This window comes from Nocardioides sp. (assembly GCF_030149505.1).
Taxonomy (GTDB): domain Bacteria; phylum Actinomycetota; class Actinomycetes; order Propionibacteriales; family Nocardioidaceae; genus Nocardioides.
Genome location: NZ_JASBRN010000012.1, coordinates 146335 through 164700, shown reverse-complemented (window position 1 = coordinate 164700; position 18366 = coordinate 146335). Strand labels below are relative to the sequence as shown.

Below are 18366 nucleotides of genomic sequence, written 5' to 3'. Positions count from 1 at the left end.
TCGTTCTCATCGGCCTCGGCATCGTGATCCTCGTCAGCGGCGGAGCCTTCGGACTCTGACGTAGCGGCAGCGATCCAAACGGCCCCGACCGGGCGCACCCCTCTCGGTTCAGACCGCGACACCTACCTGCAGCCAGTCCTGCGTGATCGCGGCAACAAGACCGCCACGGAGCGCTGCAAAAACCCCGCCACCAAGCGAACGAAGCCACAGCGCAAGGGGCCCGTCAGGCCCAGATGTACTCCTCGGCGATCGCGCCGTCGCGCCACTTGGCCACAGTGACCATGCGGTCACCGTTCTCGAACTCGCCAATGACACTTCGGCTTAAGGAGCGACAGGGTCAAGGTATCGGCCAGAGCGCCCCGGATAGGGATCCCCTTCCGGAAACGCCGATGCGCCGCCTCACGTCTGCTGCCAGTTCCGCTCGTTTGATGTGACGACACGGCTCCGTCTCGACCCCACAGACCTAAATGTCTACTGATCCAGTGTTCTTGAGGCGGAAGTTCGATCGCCTCGTTTCAACTGCATCTCGACACGACCCGAGCGACTCAGTGGGCCATGTCGACGAAGCGGCTGTAGTGACCCTGGAACGCGACGGTGAGGTCCCGGGTCGGGCCGTTGCGGTGCTTGGCCACGATCAGGTCGGCCTCGCCGGGGCGGGTCGACTCCTTCTCGTAGACGTCGTCGCGGTGCAGGAGGATCACCATGTCGGCGTCCTGCTCGATCGAGTTGTGGAGGGCGATGCCGTTGGCGACGAAGTTGTGCACCCCCAGGACCGTGGCGTCGTAGACCTCCTGCTCACCGATCGGCTCCACCGAGGCGACGCTGTCCCAGTAGATGTCGTTAGTGGCGAGCACCTCGAGCTCGGCGTCACCCAGCACCTCGGCGACGCGCGCCATCCGCTGTCGGCTGGGAGCGTGCTTCCACATGGTGGATCCGCCGAAGGCGGTGCCCATCGACGTCGCGAACTCGCGGTGGGTCATGCCCTGCTCGGCCAGCACCTCTCGCACCCGCCCCCAGACCTCCTGGGGCACCGTGTCGAGATTGGTGTTGGGCCTCACGTCACGGATGGCGGCCGCGAGCCGGGCTACCTGCTCGCCTCGCGCACCGTGGACCCCGATCTCGTCGAGGAAGCGGAGCTGGTTCTCGCTGCCCACGACGTGGACGTGGAAACCGTCGCGGTACCCCTTCTTGCGCACCCGCTTGATCCGGGTGAAGACGTTCCACCGGGCCAGCAGGCGCGCGACGTCGTCGGCCAACCGTCGGCTCGTGCTCGCGTAGTAGACGCGGCCCATGTTGCGCTTCTCGTCGAGGTGCACGCAGCCGTCGGTCGCCCAGAGGTGCCGCAGGAAGAGACCGACCTGCTCCTTGGGCAGCCCGAAGACCCAGTCGGGGACGAACTTCTCGTGGCTGCGCAGCCCGAAGAGGCCGTCCTCGTCCAACCAGGCTGCGATCGGGTTGCGCCGCCCGCGGGCGAGGAGGAAGGGGGCGGGGAGCCGGAGCGTGGTCACGCGGGCGGCGGCGTACTCGTCGCGGATCGCCGTGATCCCGAAGCGACGCGCGGCCGCCTCGGCGACGGCGGTCAGGTTCGCCTCGTCGATGCTGGCGTAGCGGATCGGCTGCCGCTTGACGAACGAGCCGTCCCCCAACATGTGCGCGAGGAGGACGATCTCGTCCTCGTCGCGCGGGGTGATCTGCATCGGCGGGGGCACGTGGCGGACCGAACCCACGCGGGCACCGACGGTGAGCTCGGCGAGCGGCACCCAGCCGTCGTAGGTGAGGAACGGGTGGTTGCCGGTCGCCTGCACCCTCCGCCCCGAGGCGAGGGTGACCTCGAAGACCTGCTTGGTGCCGGAGGGGAACGCGTGGGTGAGCGTCCGCGGCACGAGCTTGAGCCGATCGTCGAGCGCCCACACCGGGACGTCGGTCGCACCCGACTCCATCAGCTCGCCCAGGCTGACCTCGGCGTTGGTGTCGGCGCGCAGCAGCCGGGTCTCGGCTGTGAGGCAGCCCGACTCACGCAGGTCGCTCATCATCGGGCGCTTGTCGCCGCGCTGCTCGGGACCACGGTTGAGCTGGGAGAGCGCGATGATCGGGACCTCGAGCTCCTTGGCCAACAGCTTGATCTGCCGGGAGAACTCCGAGACCTCGAGCTGGCGCGACTCGACCTTCTTTCCCGAGGTCATCAGCTGGAGGTAGTCGATGACGATCAGCTTCAGGTCGTGACGCTGCTTGAGCCGCCGCGCCTTCGCGCGGATCTCCATCATCGTCATGTTGGGGCTGTCGTCGATGAACATGGGCGCGCTCGAGACCTCGCCCATCTTCCGGGCGAGCTTGGTCCAGTCCTCGTCGCCCATGTTGCCGTTGCGGATGTGGTTGAGCGGGACCTTCGCCTCGGCCGAGAGCAGGCGCATGGTGATCTCCGAGCGCGTCATCTCCAGGCTGAAGAAGACGCTCGCCAGGTTGTTGTGGATCGAGGCCGCCCGGCAGAAGTCCAAGGCGAGCGTCGACTTCCCCATGGCGGGGCGTGCGGCGACGATGATCATCTGCCCCGAGTGCAGACCGTTGGTCAGCTCGTCGAGGTCGGCGAAGCCGGTGGGCACGCCGTAGAGCCCCGCCTCCCGGTTGCCGATGGCCTCGATCTCGTCGAGGACGCCGTCCATGATGTCGGAGAGCGGGGCGTAGTCCTCGCCCCCGCGCTTGTCGGCGATCTTGTAGACCTCGGCCTGGGCCTGGTCGACGATGTCGTCGACCTCGCCCTCCCCGGCGTACCCGATCTGGACGATGCGCGTGCCCGCGTCGACCAGCCGGCGCAGGATCGCCTTCTCCCGGACGATCTCGGCGTAGTAGGCGGCGTTGGCCGCGATCGGGACGTTGGCCGAGAGCGTGTGGAGGTAGGGCGCGCCGCCGATCCGCTCGAGCTCGCCGCGCCGCTGCAGCTCGGCGGCGACGGTGATCATGTCCACCGGCTCGCTGCGGCCGTAGAGGTCGATGATCGCGTCGTGGATCGTCTCGTGGGTGGGCCGGTAGTAATCGGTGCCGCGCAGCACCTCTGAGACCTCGGCGCAGGCGTCCTTGCTGATCAGCATCGACCCGAGCACGGACTGCTCGGCGGCCATGTCCTGCGGCGGGGTGCGGTCGCCGGGCTTGGTCGGGCGCTCGCCGGGGGCGTAGGAGACCGGGCCGTCGCCCCAGTCCTCGTACGGCGGCTCGGAGAGGTGGCCCGGCGGCTGCTCGGTGATGCTCACGGGTGCTCCCTGATGACGGCTGCGGCGGCGGTGCTGGCTGCTCTGGTGCGGTCCCCGGGCGGGGGCCTGCGTCGCCCCGACGCTAGGACCGAGCACCGACACTCCGGTGCTCGACCGGGCCTCCACGACGGTGGGGAGGCCGGCTCGGCGCGCGCGGGTGACCCCCGGCGACCGCGTGACCGTACGTGCCGGTGGAGCCCCTCCGGAAGGAGCCTGTCCACAGGGCCTGGGGATAACTGGGGAGGACCCGTGGAGGACCCCCGTCCACGTGTGCACAGGATGGGGAGGAGGCTGTGGACAAGTGATCGGCCGTGCCTGCAAAACGGCCGCTGACCTGGGACGACGTGGTTGCACAGCTGTGCAGGAAAGAAATCTGCCTGGTGACCTGGTTCACATTCCCGTCATGCGCCCGTCGCCGGTCGGTATGTCGACAAAGGAGCGGGACAGTACGTTTTCCACCGTTCCGCCGAGTTATCCACCGGTGCGGGGACATCTGGTCCGAACGGACTATTGCTGCTTGGGAGGAGGTCGTGGGAAGGGTGCCGACCTCTCGTCCGACCACGGCCCGGGCCACCGACCGCGAGATCCTCCGGCTGGCCGTCCCGGCCCTGCTCGCCCTCGTCGCCGAGCCGCTGTTCCTCCTCGGCGACGCGGTGGTCGTGGGTCGCCTCGGCACGCCCGAGCTCGCCGGGGTCGGCGTCGCCGCGGTGGTCCTCCAGAGCGTGGTCGGGCTGTGCATCTTCCTCGCCTACGGCACCACCGCCGGCGTCGCGCGCCGCCTCGGCGCCGACGACCTCCGGGGCGCGGTCGCGCTGGGCGTCGACGGCGCGTGGCTCGCCACCCTCATCGGCGCGGTGGTCACCGTCGCCGGCGTCCTCGCCTCCTCCTGGCTCGTCGGCCTCTTCGACGTCTCCGCGGAGGTCGAGCGACACGCGGTGGACTACCTGCGCCTCTCCTTCCTGGGCACCGCGCCCCTGCTGGTGGTGCTCGCGGTCACCGGGGTGCTGCGTGGACTCCAGGACACCCGCACCCCGCTGCGCGTCGCCGTCGTCGGCAACGCCGCGAACCTCGCGCTCAACGTCCTGCTCGTCCACGGGGTCGGCTGGGGGGTCGCCGGCGCCGCCGTGGGCACGGTCCTGGCCCAGCTCGGCATGGCCGGCTGGCTGCTCGCGGTCCTGGTGCGCGCCGCCCGGCGCCACGGGAGTCCGCTGCGCCCCGACGCCGGCGGGGTCCGGCGCGCGGCCCGCACCGGTGTCCCCCTCGTGGTGCGCACCCTCACCCTGCGCGCCGCGATCGTCCTCACGGCGTACGCCGTCGCCTCGGCCGCCACCGACCCGGGGACCGCCACGGGCACGGCTGCCGGCACCGACCCCGGTGGCCGCCTCGCCGCCGAGGAGGCGGCCCGGATCGCCACCCACCAGCTCGCGATGACGATCTGGACGTTCCTCGCGTTCGTGCTGGACGCCATCGCGATCGCCGCCCAGGCCCTGACCGGCCGCTCCCTGGGCGCGGGCGACCGCGACGGCACCCGCCGCCTGACCCGGCGGATGACCTGGTGGGGACTGTGGACCGGTGTCGTCACCGGCCTAGGCCTGGCCGCGCTCTCGCCGCTCCTCGGCCCGCTCTTCACCGCCGACCCCCGTGTCCACGAGCTGCTCGTGCCGGTGCTGCTGGTCGCCGCCTGCTTCCAACCGGTCGCCGGGGTCGTCTTCGTCCTCGACGGGGTCATCATCGGCGCCGGCGACGGCCGCTACCTGGCCTGGGCCGGGGTCATGGTGCTGCTCGCCTACGCGCCGCTGCTCCTGCTCGTCGACGGCGCCGACCTGGTGGTCGTCTGGGCGGTCTTCGGCGCCGGGTTCATCGGCAGCCGGGCCCTCGTGCTGCTGCTGCGTGCCCGGGGCGGGCGGTGGATGGTCACCGGAGCGGAGGTCGGGCGCGGTCCGGCCTGACCCACCGCGGGACGGCACCTCGTAGTCTGCGCGCATGGTCCCGCTCCACCCCGTCGCCCTCGGGCTGGTGATCATCGCGCTGGTCGTCGACGGGCGCGGCTGGGACCTCCTCCCCGACCCGCTCGGCTGGCTCCTGGTGCTCGTCGGCACCCGGGCCCTGCCCGCCACCCTGCGACACCGCAGCGCCCTGCTCACCAGCGCGGCCCTCGCCCTGGTCGTCTCCGCCGTGGTCTGGCCGCCCGCGGTGGCCGAGCAGGTCAGCGCGACCGACGACTCCGTCGCGTGGGCGCTGAGCCTGCCCCAGCTCGCCTACCTCGCCCTGCTCGCGGACGCCGCCCGGTACGCCGCCCGCCAGGCGGGTGTCCCGGGGCGGGCCGCGTGGTTCGCCGTCGTCGGCATCCTCGCCGTCGCTGCCGCCGTGCTCCCGGTCCTGGTGCTGGGCGCGGGGGTGGACTCGTTGGCCGGCACCGCCGTGCTCGCCGCCACGCTCAGCCTGCTGCTCCTCGCGGTCCTGGCCCTGGTCTCCGCGCGCGCACCGTGGCTCGGCGGCCACCCCCGACCGCTGCCCGGACTGCCCCGGGAGGGCTCCGGCGACGGTCACAGCGACGGGCCGAGCGGCCCAGCGGGTGGACCAGACCGCCATTCCCGCCCGAAATCCGGCGAGTCTTCGTAGCCTGGGGCCCTCCCCGCGCGTTGGACCCCTCGTCCGACCACCGCGGTGGCGTCCCGGGCCCCGCCCGGTCGCCGCACGAACGCACCCGACCCCGAGGACCCCCCACCATGACCCGTACCCCTCGCTCGCGCCGACCGGCCTCCCTCGTGGCCGCCGCGTCCGCCGCCGCGCTGCTGGGTGCCCTGCTCCCGGTCACGCTCGTCGCCGCTCCCGCCCAGGCCGCCAACGGCTGCCTCTCCGAGGTCGAGACCGGGGCCGGGCCGATCCCGTTCCTGCAGCCCGGCGGTCGCTGCGACGACCAGGTGCCGCCGACGGCCACCCTCGTGTCGGTCACCCCCGCACCCAACGACGCTGGCTTCGTCAGCAGCCGGTCGCTGACCTTCACCTACGACGGTGCGCACAGCGACGCCGACTCCGACGTCATCCGCTTCGAGTGCAAGTTCTACAACACGGCTGCCGCCCCGGCGGAGTGGACGCAGTGCGGCACGAAGGGCGAAGGGCCGCTCTCGGTCACCTACGACGGCCTCGCCGACACCACCGCGGTCCCCTACACCTTCGAGGTCCGCGCGTACGACGCTGCCGACCGCACCATCGACGCCACCTCGGACCCGAGCACCAACCCGCTCATCCCGGGCTCGCCGGCCGAGACCGACCTGGAGGACACCCAGCAGACCCCGGTCAAGCAGGTCGTCAGGATCGACACCCGGGCGCCGCAGGCGTTCATCTTCAACACGCCGTTCGACGCGGAGACCCCGAGCCTGCCGATGCTCACCACCGACAGCCCGACCTTCCGGCTCGCCTCCTCCGAGGGCAACGTCGTCTACCGCTGCGACATCGACGGGCGCCAGGTCCCCTGCCAGGACGGCAACTCGACCTTCCGTCGCCTCGGTGCCGGCACCAAGGTGCTGAGCGTCAGCGCGACCGACCCGGCGGGCAACGTCGACCCCGACCCGGCCACCACCACCTTCACCGTCCCGGCCGACATCGAGCTGCCGAGCGGGGGCAAGTGGCGCGAGACCGCCTCCCCCCGCGCGTTCGGCGGCTCCTACATCGAGACCACCGCCTTCGGTGCGAGGTTCTCGGTCGAGGGCACCAACGTGCGCGAGGTCCGGCTGATCGCCACCAAGCGCCCGCAGGCGGGCATCCTGCGCTACAAGGTCCCCGGCAACCCCAACTGGGCGAAGGCCAAGCTCAACTCCTCGCGGATCGAGCGCGGCGCCGTGATCGTGCTGCGCAACCCCAGCAGCAAGTCCTTCACCGGCACCATGAAGTTCAAGACCATGTCGCGCGGCAAGCTCATCGAGGTCGACGCGATCATGCTGCGTTGAGCCGTGCGGCGGCTTGGCGCCGAACGACGCTCGACGGGTCGAGCGAGGGCCGCGGCTGAGGAACGCAGCCGCGACACCCGTGTCGAGACACCAGTCCGACATCGCAGACGGTCAGCACCGACGACAGAGCCCCCGCCCGGATCACCGGGCGGGGGCTCTGTGCGTGGTGCGTTGCTGGTGGTGCGGGGCCTCAGGCCTTGACCACGTTGAGCGACACGGTCGCGACGACCTCGTCGTGCAGGCGGACGGTGACCTGGTGGGCACCGAGGCTGCGGACGGCGTGGTCGACGGCGATCGTGCGCTTGTCGACCGACTCGCCGGTGGTGGCGGAGAGGGCCGAGGCGATCTCGGCGACGGTCACGGCGCCGAAGAGGCGACCGCTCTCGCCGGCCTTGACCGACACGTTGACCGTCTGGGCCTCGAGCTTGGCCTTGACCTCCTGGGCGTGGCCGAGGTCGCGGACCGAGCGTGCGGAGCGCGCGGCCTTGATGGACTCGACGGTCTTCTCGCCACCGCGGGTCCAGCGGATCGCGACGCCCTGCGGGACGAGGTAGTTGCGGCCGTAGCCGTCCTTGACCTCGACGACGTCGCCAGGGCCACCGAGACCGGTGACCTCCTGCGTGAGGATGAGCTTCATTGTCTTCTCAGCCCCTCTCAGCGACCGGTGGAGGTGTAGGGCAGCAGGGCCACCTCACGGGCGTTCTTGACGGCGATGGCCACGTCGCGCTGGTGCTGGACGCAGTTGCCGGTGACCCGACGCGCGCGGATCTTGCCGCGGTCGGAGATGAACTTGCGGAGCAGGGTGGTGTCCTTGTAGTCGACACCGGTCGCCTTCTCCTTGCAGAACTGGCAAACCTTCTTCTTGGGCTTGCGCAAAACTGGCTTGGCCATTGTGGTGCTTCCTTCCTAGAAGCCCGTCCCGGAGTGGCTACCGGGTCGGAATGGTTGAGCGGATTGCGATGGTGGTGCGTCGTCCCCGACGCGGGTGTCGCGATCGGTCAGGTCGCGGGTGCCGGATCAGAACGGGGGCTCGTCGGAGACGCCGGGCGCCCCCCACGGGTCCTGTCCGCCCTGGCCGCCGCCGGAGCCGCCGCCCTGGGGACGACCGCCTCCCTGCGGGCCCGCGGTGGCCCACGGGTCGTTGCCGGCCGCCGGGGCGTTGCCGCCACCGGAGTAGCCGCCACCGCCGGCGTTGTAGCCACCGCCCCCGCCGCCGCCCTGTCGGGTGGTGCGGGTGACCTTGGCCGTCGCGTACTTCAGCGACGGACCGATCTCCTCCACGTCGAGCTCCATGACGGTGCGCTTCTCGCCCTCGCGGGTCTCGTAGGAGCGGCTCTTGAGCCGGCCCTGCACGACCACGCGCATCCCCTTCTGCAGGGACTCCGCGACGTTCTCCGCGGCCTGCCGCCAGATCGAGCAGGAGAGGAACAGCGCCTCGCCGTCCTCCCACTCGTTGGTCTGGCGGTTGAGGTTGCGCGGCGTCGACGCGATCCTGAAGTTCGCCACGGCCGCCCCGGACGGGGTGAAGCGCAGCTCAGGATCGTCGGTGAGGTTGCCGACCACCGTGATGACGGTCTCGCCTGCCATGGGTGTCTCCCAACGTGTTGGTGTGCGACCCCGGAGGGGCCGACGGGTGTGCCGATCCGTACGGTCAGGTCGCGATCTTGCCGCGACGGACCGACAACCGACAGGGGTCATCCACAGACGACCGCGTCTCCGAGGGGATCAGCGGGCGTCGGGCCGGATGACCTTGGTGCGCAGGATCGCCTCGTTGAGGGTCAGCTGGCGGTCGAGCTCCTTGACCGTGGCCGGCTCCGCCTTCAGCGAGATGACGGCGTAGATGGCCTCGGCGTTCTTCTTGATCTCGTACGCCAGGCGACGGCGACCCCAGACGTCGACGGACTCGACAGAGCCGCCGTCCTTGGTCACGACACCGAGGTACTTCTCGAGCGAGGGAGCGATGGTGCGCTCCTCGAGGCTGGGGTCGAGGATGACCATGACTTCGTAAGCACGCAAAGCGGTCTCCACCTCCTCTGGACTAGAGCGGCCACGGCATCTCCGTGGCAGGAGGGCTTGCGTCCCGCCGGCGACGCCGGCGGTGTCCCCGCCCGGTGGCCATCGGTGGCCCACGGAGAGGGACGGTGCAGGTTACCAGCGGCGGCGGGACCCCGCCCATTCCGCGACGGCGGGAGGGCGGTGCGTCCACAGCCCCGCTCCGCCCGGGCGTGGGCGTGGCGGTGCCGGGGTAGGAGCGCGGCCAGGATGCCACCGACCCGACCCCGCACCCCCGGCCGCCCGGACCGGGCACCGGGCCGCGCCCCCCAGCGAGCACCGCGCCGAGCACCGGACGCGCCGTCCGGCGACCGCGACGTCGCCGGCCGCTACGTCCTGCACGCCCACCTCGGCACCGGCGGGATGGGCACCGTGTGGCGCGCCACGGACCGACGCACCGGCGAGGAGGTCGCGCTCAAGCTGCTCCGCGGCGGCCACCACGACCCGGGCTCGGCGGCGCTGCTGCGCTTCGTGCGCGAGCAGTCGGTGCGCATCGAGCACCCGCACGTGCTGTCCCCGAGCGGCTGGGTCGCCGAGGACGAGCGGGTCGCGCTGGCCACCCGCCTGGTCCGCGGTGGCACGGTCGAGGACCTGCTGCTCGAGCACGGCCCCCTCCCCACGACGTACGCCGCCGCGCTGCTCGACCAGCTGCTCGACGCGCTCGGGGCGGTGCACGCTGCCGGGGTCGTCCACCGCGACGTGAAGCCGGCCAACCTGCTGCTCGACCCGACCGGCGCGGGTCGTCCGCGGCTGCTGCTGGCCGACTTCGGGGTAGCCGTCGTCGCCGGCGACCCGCGGCTGACCCGGGTGCCGGGGCCGGTCGGCACCGACGGCTACCTCGCCCCCGAGCTCGGCGCGGGCGGACCGCCCACCCCCGCGCAGGACCTGTACGCCGTCGGCGTCGTCGGCACCCAGCTGCTCACCGCGGCCGGGCCTGACGCCCCCGTGCCACCTGGCCCCCTCGCCCCCCTCCTGGCAGCGCTGCGCGACCCCGACCCGGCCCGGCGCCCCGCCGACGCGGCCGCGGCCCTCGCGGGCCTCCGCGCGCTCGACCTCCCGCCCGGGCCGCCCTGGAGCCGCGACCGCCCGACCCCCGACGTGCCCGACCGGATGGCCGCCTCCGTGTCGACCCGCCCGGGTGCGGCCCCGCTGGCCCTCCCGGCGCTGCTGCTCCTGCTCGCCCTGGTCCTCCTGGTCACGGCCCTCCTGCTCGCCTGACCCCGGGGAGCACGCCACACGCGGGTAGTCCGCACCTCGGCCTCGACGCGATCCCACCCGGACACCGCCTCGGAGCCGTCGGCGCCCCCTCCTACGCTGGCGCCATGAGCGAGCTGAAGATCGGCGCCCACGTGGAGCAGGACGACCCGCTGGCCGAGGCCGCGGCCCGCCAGGCGCCCCTGGTGCAGTTCTTCCTCGGCGACCCGCAGGGCTACCAGGGTCCCGAAGTCCGCTACCCGGGCGGGGCGGAGAAGCTGCGTGCGGACGCCGAGGCAGCAGGGGTGGACCTCTACGTCCACGCGCCGTACATCGTCAACGTCGCCACCACCAACAACCGGATCCGCATCCCCAGCCGCAAGCTGCTGCAGCAGCACATGACCGCCGCCACCGAGATCGGCGCCAAGGGGCTCATCGTCCACGGCGGGCACGTCAACAAGGCCGACGACCCCGAGAAGGGCTTCGACAACTGGCGCAAGGCGGTCGAGGCCACCGAGATCACCATCCCGCTGCTCATCGAGAACACCGCCGGCGGCGACAACGCCATGACCCGCCACCTGGAGCGGATCGGCCGGGTCTGGGACGCCATCTCCGGGGCCGAGGGCGCGGACATGGTCGGCTTCTGCCTCGACACCTGCCACGCCCACGCCGGCGGCAACGAGCTGGAGACGGTGGTGGAGAAGGTGCGCGCCATCACGGGTCGCATCGACCTGGTCCACGCCAACGACAGCCGCGACGCCTTCGGCTCCGGGGCCGACCGGCACGCCAGCTTCGGCGCCGGTGAGATCGACCCCGACCTGCTGGCCGCGGTCGTCCGCGACGCCGGTGCGCCCGTGGTGTGCGAGACCCCCGGGCCCGCCGAGGCACACGTGGCGGACTTCGCCTGGCTGCGGGCCCGGCTCTGACCGCCCACCCCGCCGACCACCGGCCGGGTGTCGCACCGCGGTAACGTCCGACCCGTGCCAGCCGACTCCCTCCGCGCCCCCCTGCAGGTCCGCGAGATCGACGAGGCGACCCACCGCGACCACGTCGCGAGCCGGCCCAGCGCCAGCTTCCTGCAGACCCCCGGCTGGGGCCGGGTCAAGGCCGAGTGGCGCCGCGAGTCGGTCGGCTTCTTCGACGGTGACACCCTGGTCGGCGCCGCGCTGGTCCTCTACCGCCAGCTGCCGAAGGTCAAGCGCTACCTCGCCTACGTCCCCGAGGGCCCGGTCCTCGACTGGGCCGACCTCGACCTCGCCGACGCGCTCGTCCCGCTCGCCGCGCACGTGAAGGCCCGCGGCGCCTTCGGCCTGCGGATCGGCCCGCCGGTGGTCACGGCCCGCTGGAGCGCGCAGCAGGTCAAGGACGGCATCGCCGACGACGGCGTACGCCGCCTGGGCGACCTCGCCCCGCTCGAGCGCGACCCCGCAGGAGCCCGTGTGCTCACCCAGCTGCGCGAGCTCGGCTGGCGCCAGCAGGTCGCCGAGGGCGGGTTCGCCGCCGGTCAGCCCCAGTTCGTCTTCCAGGTGCCGCTCGTCGACGCGGACGGCACGCCCAAGACCGAGGACGACGTCCTCAAGGGCATGAACCAGCTGTGGCGGCGCAACATCAAGAAGGCGGCCAAGGAGGGCGTCGAGGTCACCGCCAGCCAGGGCCGCGAGGACGCCCTGGCCCGACTCGAGGACTTCCACGCGCTCTACGTCCACACCGCGCAGCGCGACCACTTCACCCCGCGCCCGCTGCCCTACTTCCGCACGATGGTCGAGGCCCTGGCCGCCGACGGCGAGGCGGTCGGCCAGGCCGACCGGATCCGGCTCTACGAGGCCCGGCACGAGGGCGACCTGGTCGCCGCGACCATCGCGATCCGCGTCGGCACCCACTCCTGGTACTCCTACGGCGCCTCGTCCACCGACAAGCGCGAGGTCCGCGGGTCCAACGCGGTGCAGTGGGCCATGGTCCGCGACGCCCTCGCGGCCGGCGCCCACGTCTACGACCTGCGCGGCATCACCGACACCCTCGACGCCGAGGACTCCCACGTCGGACTGATCCAGTTCAAGGTCGGCACCGGCGGCCAGGCCGTGGAGTACGCCGGCGAGTGGGACCTCCCGCTCAACCGGCCGCTCTACAAGGCGTTCGAGCTCTACATGGCCCGGCGATGAGGCGGGTGGCCCACCGATGAGCCTGACCCTGACCGTCGACGGCGAGCGCTGGCGCTCCCACCTGCGCGCCACCGCCGAGGCGCACCCCGGCCTGGTGCCGGTCTGCAAGGGCAACGGCTACGGCTTCACGCTCGGCCGGCTGGCCCGGCGTACCCAGTGGCTGCTCGACCAGGACCTCGCCCCGACCACCGCCGACACGATCGCCGTCGGCACCTACGCCGAGCTCCCCGAGGTCTCCAGCCGGTACGACGGCAGCCTGCTCGTCCTGACGCCGTGGCGACCCTTCGGCCCGGCCGTGGACGCCCTCGCCGACGACCGGCTCGCCCGCCGGCTGGTCCACACCGTCTCCCGGCTCGAGGACCTCGGCGACCTGCTCGCGCGCCGCCCCGACGCCCGGTTCGTCCTGGAGCGCTCGACCTCGATGCAGCGCCACGGGTTGAGCGCCCGCGAGCTGTGGACCGCCGCCGAGCACCTCCAGGGCCGCGGCGCCCGGCTCGAGGGCGTGGCCCTGCACCTGCCCCTGGGCCAGGGCACCCACGTCACCGAGGTCGACCGGCTGCTCAACGACGTGGTCGGAGCCGGGCTGCCCGAGACCGGCCCCACCGGGGTGCTGGGCGCCCACACCATCTGGGTCTCCCACCTGAGCGAGCAGGAGCTGGCGACGCTGCAGCACCGCTGGCCCGACTTCACCTTCCGCCCCCGCATCGGCACCGGCCTGTGGCTCGGTGACCGCGGGGCGCTGCGGGTGACCTCCACCGTGCTCGACGTCCACCCGGTCGAGCGCGGCGACGCCTTCGGCTACCGCGGCCGCACCGCGCCGAAGTCCGGGCACCTGCTGGTCGTCTCCGGCGGCACCGCCCACGGCATCGGCCTGGAGGCACCCTCGGGCGACCTCGGGCTCAAGGGCCGCGCCGGCACCCTGGCCCGCGGTGGCCTGGACGCGCTCGGCTTCGTCCGCTCGCCGTTCTCCCTCGACGGCAAGCAGCGGCTCTTCGCCGAGCCGCCGCACATGCAGGCCTCGATGCTCTTCGTGCCCAGCGGGTCGCGCGTGCCGGTCGTCGGCGAGCAGCTCGACGTCCGGGTGCGCTACACGATCACCGCGTTCGACCGGGTGGACGTGGTCTGAGGCCGCCGATCGGGGTAGTCCGAATCATTTCTGATGCTCAGCGCGAGCTGGGCATCAATTCTGATTCGGAGTATCCCGATTCACCCCCGGACCCCTCCCCCTCCCGCCGCCACAGGTCCCGCACGACCAGCCCGCAGAGGTACAGCTCCCCGGCCACCCGGACCAGGATCGCGAGCCAGTAGAACCCGGCGTCCTCCCCGCCCCCGGGAGCCAGCTCCCCGCCGAGGTACCACCAGACGGAGGCGAAGTAGAGGACCTCGGTGCCCTGCCAGACCAGCTGGTCGCGCCAGCGGGGCACGGCGAGCACGGCGAGGGGCAGCAGCCACAGGACGTACTGCGGCGAGTAGACCTTGTTGACCAGCAGGAAGCCGGCGACCACGAGCAGCCCGAGCTGCGCCAGGCTGGGGGTGCGCGGCGCGAGCACACCGATCGCGGCCACCCCCAGGCACCAGGCACCGAACAGCGCGAGCGAGACGGTGTTGATGGTGTCGGGCGAGATGTCGAGGTCGAAGGCCTGGGCGGCCACGAGCCACACGGACCCCAGGTCCGCGCCACGGTCGGAGTTGAAGCTCCAGAAGACCTTCCACTGCGCGAAGCCCGTGAGCATCGCCGGGAGGTCCACCAGCAGCCAGCTCACCGCCGCAGCGACCACGGCCAGCCCGAAGGGCTTCAGGTCGCGCCGCCGCCAGGCCAGCACCAGCACCCCGCCGAGCAGGAAGAGCGGGTAGAGCTTGGTCGCGGTGCCCAGGCCGATGAGCACGCCGGTGAGCACCGGCCGGTCGCGCGACCACGCCCACAGCGCCCCGGCGACCAGCACCACGGCCGGGAGGTCCCAGTTGACCAGCGCGGTCAGGGCCAGCACCGGGGCGGCCGCGAAGGCGGCAGCGTCCCACGGCCGGCGCGGGTCGACGCGGGCCAGCAGCCAGGTCGAGAGCAGCGCGAGCACCGCGAAGCCGAGGGCGTTGACGACCACGAAGGCACGGATCTCGTCCTGCACCTCCGGGTCGCCGAAGAGGGAGTCGGTCGGCTGCAGCCGCCGCTCGTCCAGGTCCGCACCCCCGGTCACGAGCTGGGCGACCCAGGCCGAGCCCCACGCCCAGTAGGAGATGCCGACGGGGTACTCCATCACCTCGGGGTAGCGCTCGCGCACCTCCGCGTCGTTGGAGTAGGGCCAGGCCAGCTCCGCGAGGCCCCGACCCGTGTAGAGGTAGGGCAGGTCGGAGTAGCACATGTGCGTGAAGCGCTGCTCTCCGTCGGTCCACCCGTCCTCGACGCAGCTGGCCTTCTGCACCATGCCCAGGGCGAAGACGACCGCGGTCAGCGCCAGCAGGACCCGCACGGGGGTCCACCACCGGTGCCCGCGCGAGTGGGCGCCGGCCGGCCCGCCGGCGACCTCGCTGAGGACCCGGACCACCCCGTCGTCCGCGGCCCCCGCCGGCGTACGACGTGACGCTCGCGCCTCCGGCGAGGAACCGTCCGGCTCGCTCATCGCTGGCAGGCCCGGGCCGCGGTCACGGGACGTCTTCGCGGCGGGACTCCGGCTGCGCGCTGCTCGAGGCGCCGCCCCCGGCGTTGCCGCTGGGGCTCGGCGAGGAGGACTGCGTCGGCTCCCCGCTCGGCGACGGCTCGGCGGAGTCCGAGGGGCACAGCAGCCCCTCGCACGGGCCGTCGGTGGGCTCCTGGGTCGGCTCGGCCGACTCGGTGGGCTCCTCGGTGGGCTCGGCGGACTCGGTCGGCTCGGGGCTGCGCGTGGGCGTGGGCCGGCGCGTCGGGCTCGGCGGGGCCGTCGTGGGCTCGTAGCCCTCCGGGGCGTCGCCGTCGACGAAGACCGGGTCGGGGAAGTCCTCGACCTCCACGCCCTCCATCATCCGGGTCATGAGGGCCAGCCAGGTCTGTGCGGGGAAGCCGGAGCCGAAGTAGGACGGCAACCACGTGTCGAGCTGGTCGTCACCGTCGCCGCGGACGTACATCACCGCGGTGGCGACCTGCGGGGTGTAGCCGACGAACCAGGCCGAGGAGACGTCGTCGTCGCTGTTGGTCGCGGTGCCGGTCTTGCCAGCGGCAGGACGGCCCAGCGGCAGGACCGTCCGGCCCGAGCCGTCGGCGACCGTCTCCTGCATCGCGTAGGAGACGTCGGCGGCGATGTCCTCGTCGAGGACCCGCTCGCTCTCCTCGTCGAACTCGTAGTCGACCGTGCCGTCGGCCAGCTCGACCCTCTCGATCACGTGGACCTGCGCGCGCCGACCGCCGTTGGCGATCGTGGCGTAGGTGTTGGCCATGTTGATCGGGCTGACGCGGGCGCGACCGAGGGTGAAGAGGGTGTCGTCGGGCATCAGGTCGCGGCTGGTCGCCGGGATGCCGGGGTAGCGCTGGTCACGCTCGGTCGGCGGGATGCCGAGCTCGAGGGCCATCTTGTGGATCTTGCTGGGCCCGCCGAGCGCCTCGGACATGTCGACGAAGGCGGTGTTGATCGAGTCCTCCATCGCAGCGACCGCGTTGACCCGGGCCGGGTAGGGACCCGAGGGGTTGGTGACCTCGAGGCCGTCGGGGAAGACGTAGGGCGAGGTGCCGGCGAAGGTGTCGTTGAGGGAGAAGCCCTCCTTGAGGGCAGCGGCCAGGGTGACCGGCTTCATCGTGGAGCCGACCATGCCGCCGGAGACGGCCCAGTTGATCTGGGAGTCGAGGTAGTCCTGACCGGCGTAGAACCCCAGCAGCCGGCCGGTGCCGACCTCGACGCTGGCGGTGCCGACGTGCAGCTGCTTGTCGCCGAAGCCCTCGGGGCGCGCCTCGACCACGGCCTCCTGCGCCGCGGTCATCGCCTCCTCGCTGAGGGTCGTGGTGACCCGCAGGCCGCCGCCGTCGATCTGGTCCTCGGTGTAGCCCAGCCGCAGCAGCTCGTTGCGCACCAGGGTGAGCATGTGGCCGCGCTGGCCGCCGTACGCCGACTCCGCCTCGATCTCGGGGAAGGTCGGCAGCCGCTTCGCGGCCTGCTCGTGCTCCTCCGCGGTGATCATGTCCAGCTTCAGCATCTGGTCCAGGACGTACCCGTAGCGACCGCGCAGGGCTTCCTTGTTGTCCCGCCCGTTGGCGGGGTCGAACGTGGTGGGGTTGTTCAGCACGGCGGCGAGCACCGCGGCCTCACGCAGCTTGAGCCGCTTGGCCGGCTTGTCGAAGAAGGCCTGCGCCGCCGCCTCGATGCCGTAGGCCCCGCGCCCGAAGTAGATGGTGTTCAGGTAGTTGGTCAGCAGCTCGGTCTTGGAGATCTGCCGCTGCAGCTTGAGTGCGAGCAGCGCTTCCTTGAGCTTGCGGCTGTAGGACTGCTCCTGGCTGAGGTAGAGGACCTTGACGTACTGCTGGGTGATCGTCGAAGCACCCTGCGTGCTCCCGCCGGAGGCGTTGTTGAGGGCCGCGCGCACGATCCCGCGCACGTCGATGCCCGAGTCGGTCCAGAACGTCTCGTTCTCGGCCGCGACCACCGCGTCCTTGATCTCCTGCGGCATCTCGTCGTAGGAGATGATCGTGCGGTCCTGGCGGGCGAAGCTGCCCAGCTCGGTCTCGCCGTCGGCGTAGTAGATCAGCGAGGTCTGGGTCTCGAAGTCCTCGTTGGGGTCGGGGATCTCGACGGCCTGGTAGAGGTAGAAGAAGGCGCCCCCGGCGAGCAGCGCCATCACGAGCCCGACCACGGTGCCCCACTTGAGCACCGAGAGCCCGCGCTGCTTCCAGGTGCGCGGCGCCTTGCCGGCACCCTTGCCGCTCGTCGCGCCCTTGCCGGACGCCGCGGTCTTCTTCACGGCCGGCCCTGGGGCCCTGCGCTTGCCAGTCACTGAGGTCGTTCCGTCCTGCCGGGGTCGGTCGGGCACGTCGGGTGCCGCCCTAGAGGGTACGCACCCTGCTCTGGAGTACCCGTTCGTCACGGAGCGGCCACCGTGACGCGCATCTCGATATCACGGGTGTTCGCGTCTGGTGGATATATCGCTACGATGCATCCCGTGGCACGTCGTGGAGAGACCATCGAGCTGGCAGTCCTCGGACTGCTGCACGAGGGACCCATGCACGGCTACGAGCTGCGCAAGCGCCTGAACCTCATGCTCGGCTGGGGGCGCGTGCTGTCCTACGGCTCGCTCTACCCGGCGCTGAAGAAGATGCTGCGCAGCAACCTGATCGAGGAGACCACGGTCTCCTCCACCCCGGTGACCAAGCGGCCGCGGATCGTCTACCAGGTGACCGAGGCCGGTCACCAGGAGTTCGAGCGGCTGATGTCGGAGGTCGGACCCGCCGCCTGGGAGGACGACAACTTCGACATCCGGTTCGCTTTCTTCGGGCGCACCGACATGGAGATCAGGCTGCGGGTGCTCGAGGGCCGGCGCACCCGGCTGCAGGAGCGGCTCGACCGCGTCCAGCAGCAGCTCGCCATGACGCAGAAGGAGGTCGACCGCTACGCGGCCGAGCTCCAGCGCCACGGCGTGGAGTCCGTCGAGCGGGAGGTCCGGTGGCTCTCGGACCTCATCAACGCCGAGCGCGACGGTGCCACCCGGCACCGCGACGACGAGTCCGGCACCAGCACCAGCACCACGAGCGAATCGGGGTCGCGGCCGGCCTGAGCCGGTCCGCACGCCCCGGATCCACCACCGTCACAACCA

15 protein-coding genes are annotated in these 18366 nt (G+C 72.0%); 8 read left to right on the top strand and 7 right to left on the bottom strand.

Annotated elements, in window-relative coordinates; all coding sequences use genetic code 11:
• Positions 1 to 545 precede the first annotated feature (545 nt).
• Complete coding sequence (locus tag Q1V71_RS02415; RefSeq protein ID WP_300640244.1) at positions 546 to 3245, bottom strand: replicative DNA helicase; 2700 nt, start codon at positions 3243 to 3245, stop codon at positions 546 to 548.
• Positions 3246 to 3784: 539 nt separating this feature from the next.
• On the opposite strand from Q1V71_RS02415, the gene Q1V71_RS02410 reads away from it, so the two are divergent.
• The 3 genes from Q1V71_RS02410 (at position 3785) to Q1V71_RS02400 (ending at position 7195) form a co-directional block, all read left to right on the top strand.
• A complete protein-coding gene (locus Q1V71_RS02410) occupies positions 3785 to 5194 on the top strand; it encodes an MATE family efflux transporter (protein ID WP_300640242.1) in 1410 nt (469 codons plus the stop codon).
• A gap of 34 nt (positions 5195 to 5228) precedes the next feature.
• The gene (locus Q1V71_RS02405) at positions 5229 to 5867 is read left to right on the top strand and encodes a hypothetical protein (protein ID WP_300640239.1); all 639 of its coding nucleotides are present in this window, start codon (positions 5229 to 5231) and stop codon (positions 5865 to 5867) included.
• A gap of 107 nt (positions 5868 to 5974) precedes the next feature.
• Entirely contained in the window at positions 5975 to 7195 is a 1221-nt protein-coding gene (locus tag Q1V71_RS02400) for a hypothetical protein (protein ID WP_300640237.1), read from the top strand.
• Positions 7196 to 7385: 190 nt separating this feature from the next.
• Here Q1V71_RS02400 and rplI read toward each other — a convergent pair whose 3' ends face one another.
• The 4 genes from rplI to rpsF form a co-directional block, all read right to left on the bottom strand.
• Positions 7386 to 7832: a 50S ribosomal protein L9 gene (gene rplI / locus Q1V71_RS02395; RefSeq protein WP_300640235.1), complete on the bottom strand. Its 447-nt coding sequence runs from the start codon at positions 7830 to 7832 to the stop codon at positions 7386 to 7388.
• Positions 7833 to 7849: 17 nt separating this feature from the next.
• Entirely contained in the window at positions 7850 to 8086 is a 237-nt protein-coding gene (rpsR, locus tag Q1V71_RS02390; protein WP_179532621.1) for a 30S ribosomal protein S18, read from the bottom strand.
• A 126-nt stretch (positions 8087 to 8212) separates the two neighbouring features.
• Positions 8213 to 8782 (bottom strand): single-stranded DNA-binding protein, encoded by a 570-nt coding sequence (locus Q1V71_RS02385; protein ID WP_300640232.1) that lies wholly within the window; start codon positions 8780 to 8782, stop codon positions 8213 to 8215.
• 138 nt (positions 8783 to 8920) lie between these two features.
• Positions 8921 to 9211, bottom strand: coding sequence for a 30S ribosomal protein S6 (rpsF, locus tag Q1V71_RS02380; protein ID WP_300640229.1), 291 nt, complete (start codon positions 9209 to 9211; stop codon positions 8921 to 8923).
• A 246-nt stretch (positions 9212 to 9457) separates the two neighbouring features.
• On the opposite strand from rpsF, the gene Q1V71_RS02375 reads away from it, so the two are divergent.
• The 4 genes from Q1V71_RS02375 (at position 9458) to Q1V71_RS02360 (ending at position 13726) form a co-directional block, all read left to right on the top strand.
• Positions 9458 to 10465, top strand: a complete 1008-nt coding sequence (locus Q1V71_RS02375; protein ID WP_300640226.1) for a serine/threonine-protein kinase — start codon at positions 9458 to 9460, stop codon at positions 10463 to 10465.
• A 104-nt stretch (positions 10466 to 10569) separates the two neighbouring features.
• The gene (locus tag Q1V71_RS02370) at positions 10570 to 11367 is read left to right on the top strand and encodes a deoxyribonuclease IV (protein WP_300640223.1); all 798 of its coding nucleotides are present in this window, start codon (positions 10570 to 10572) and stop codon (positions 11365 to 11367) included.
• Positions 11368 to 11448: 81 nt separating this feature from the next.
• A complete protein-coding gene (locus tag Q1V71_RS02365) occupies positions 11449 to 12600 on the top strand; it encodes a lipid II:glycine glycyltransferase FemX (RefSeq protein ID WP_367280117.1) in 1152 nt (383 codons plus the stop codon).
• 16 nt (positions 12601 to 12616) lie between these two features.
• Complete coding sequence (locus Q1V71_RS02360; RefSeq protein WP_300640220.1) at positions 12617 to 13726, top strand: alanine racemase; 1110 nt, start codon at positions 12617 to 12619, stop codon at positions 13724 to 13726.
• Positions 13727 to 13763: 37 nt separating this feature from the next.
• Here Q1V71_RS02360 and Q1V71_RS02355 read toward each other — a convergent pair whose 3' ends face one another.
• Complete coding sequence (locus tag Q1V71_RS02355; protein ID WP_300640218.1) at positions 13764 to 15215, bottom strand: glycosyltransferase 87 family protein; 1452 nt, start codon at positions 15213 to 15215, stop codon at positions 13764 to 13766.
• Positions 15216 to 15237: 22 nt separating this feature from the next.
• Entirely contained in the window at positions 15238 to 17517 is a 2280-nt protein-coding gene (locus tag Q1V71_RS02350) for a transglycosylase domain-containing protein (RefSeq protein ID WP_300640215.1), read from the bottom strand.
• A gap of 198 nt (positions 17518 to 17715) precedes the next feature.
• Between Q1V71_RS02350 and Q1V71_RS02345 the strand changes: the two genes are divergently transcribed.
• Entirely contained in the window at positions 17716 to 18327 is a 612-nt protein-coding gene (locus tag Q1V71_RS02345; protein ID WP_300640212.1) for a PadR family transcriptional regulator, read from the top strand.
• The last annotated feature ends 39 nt before the right edge of the window (positions 18328 to 18366 follow it).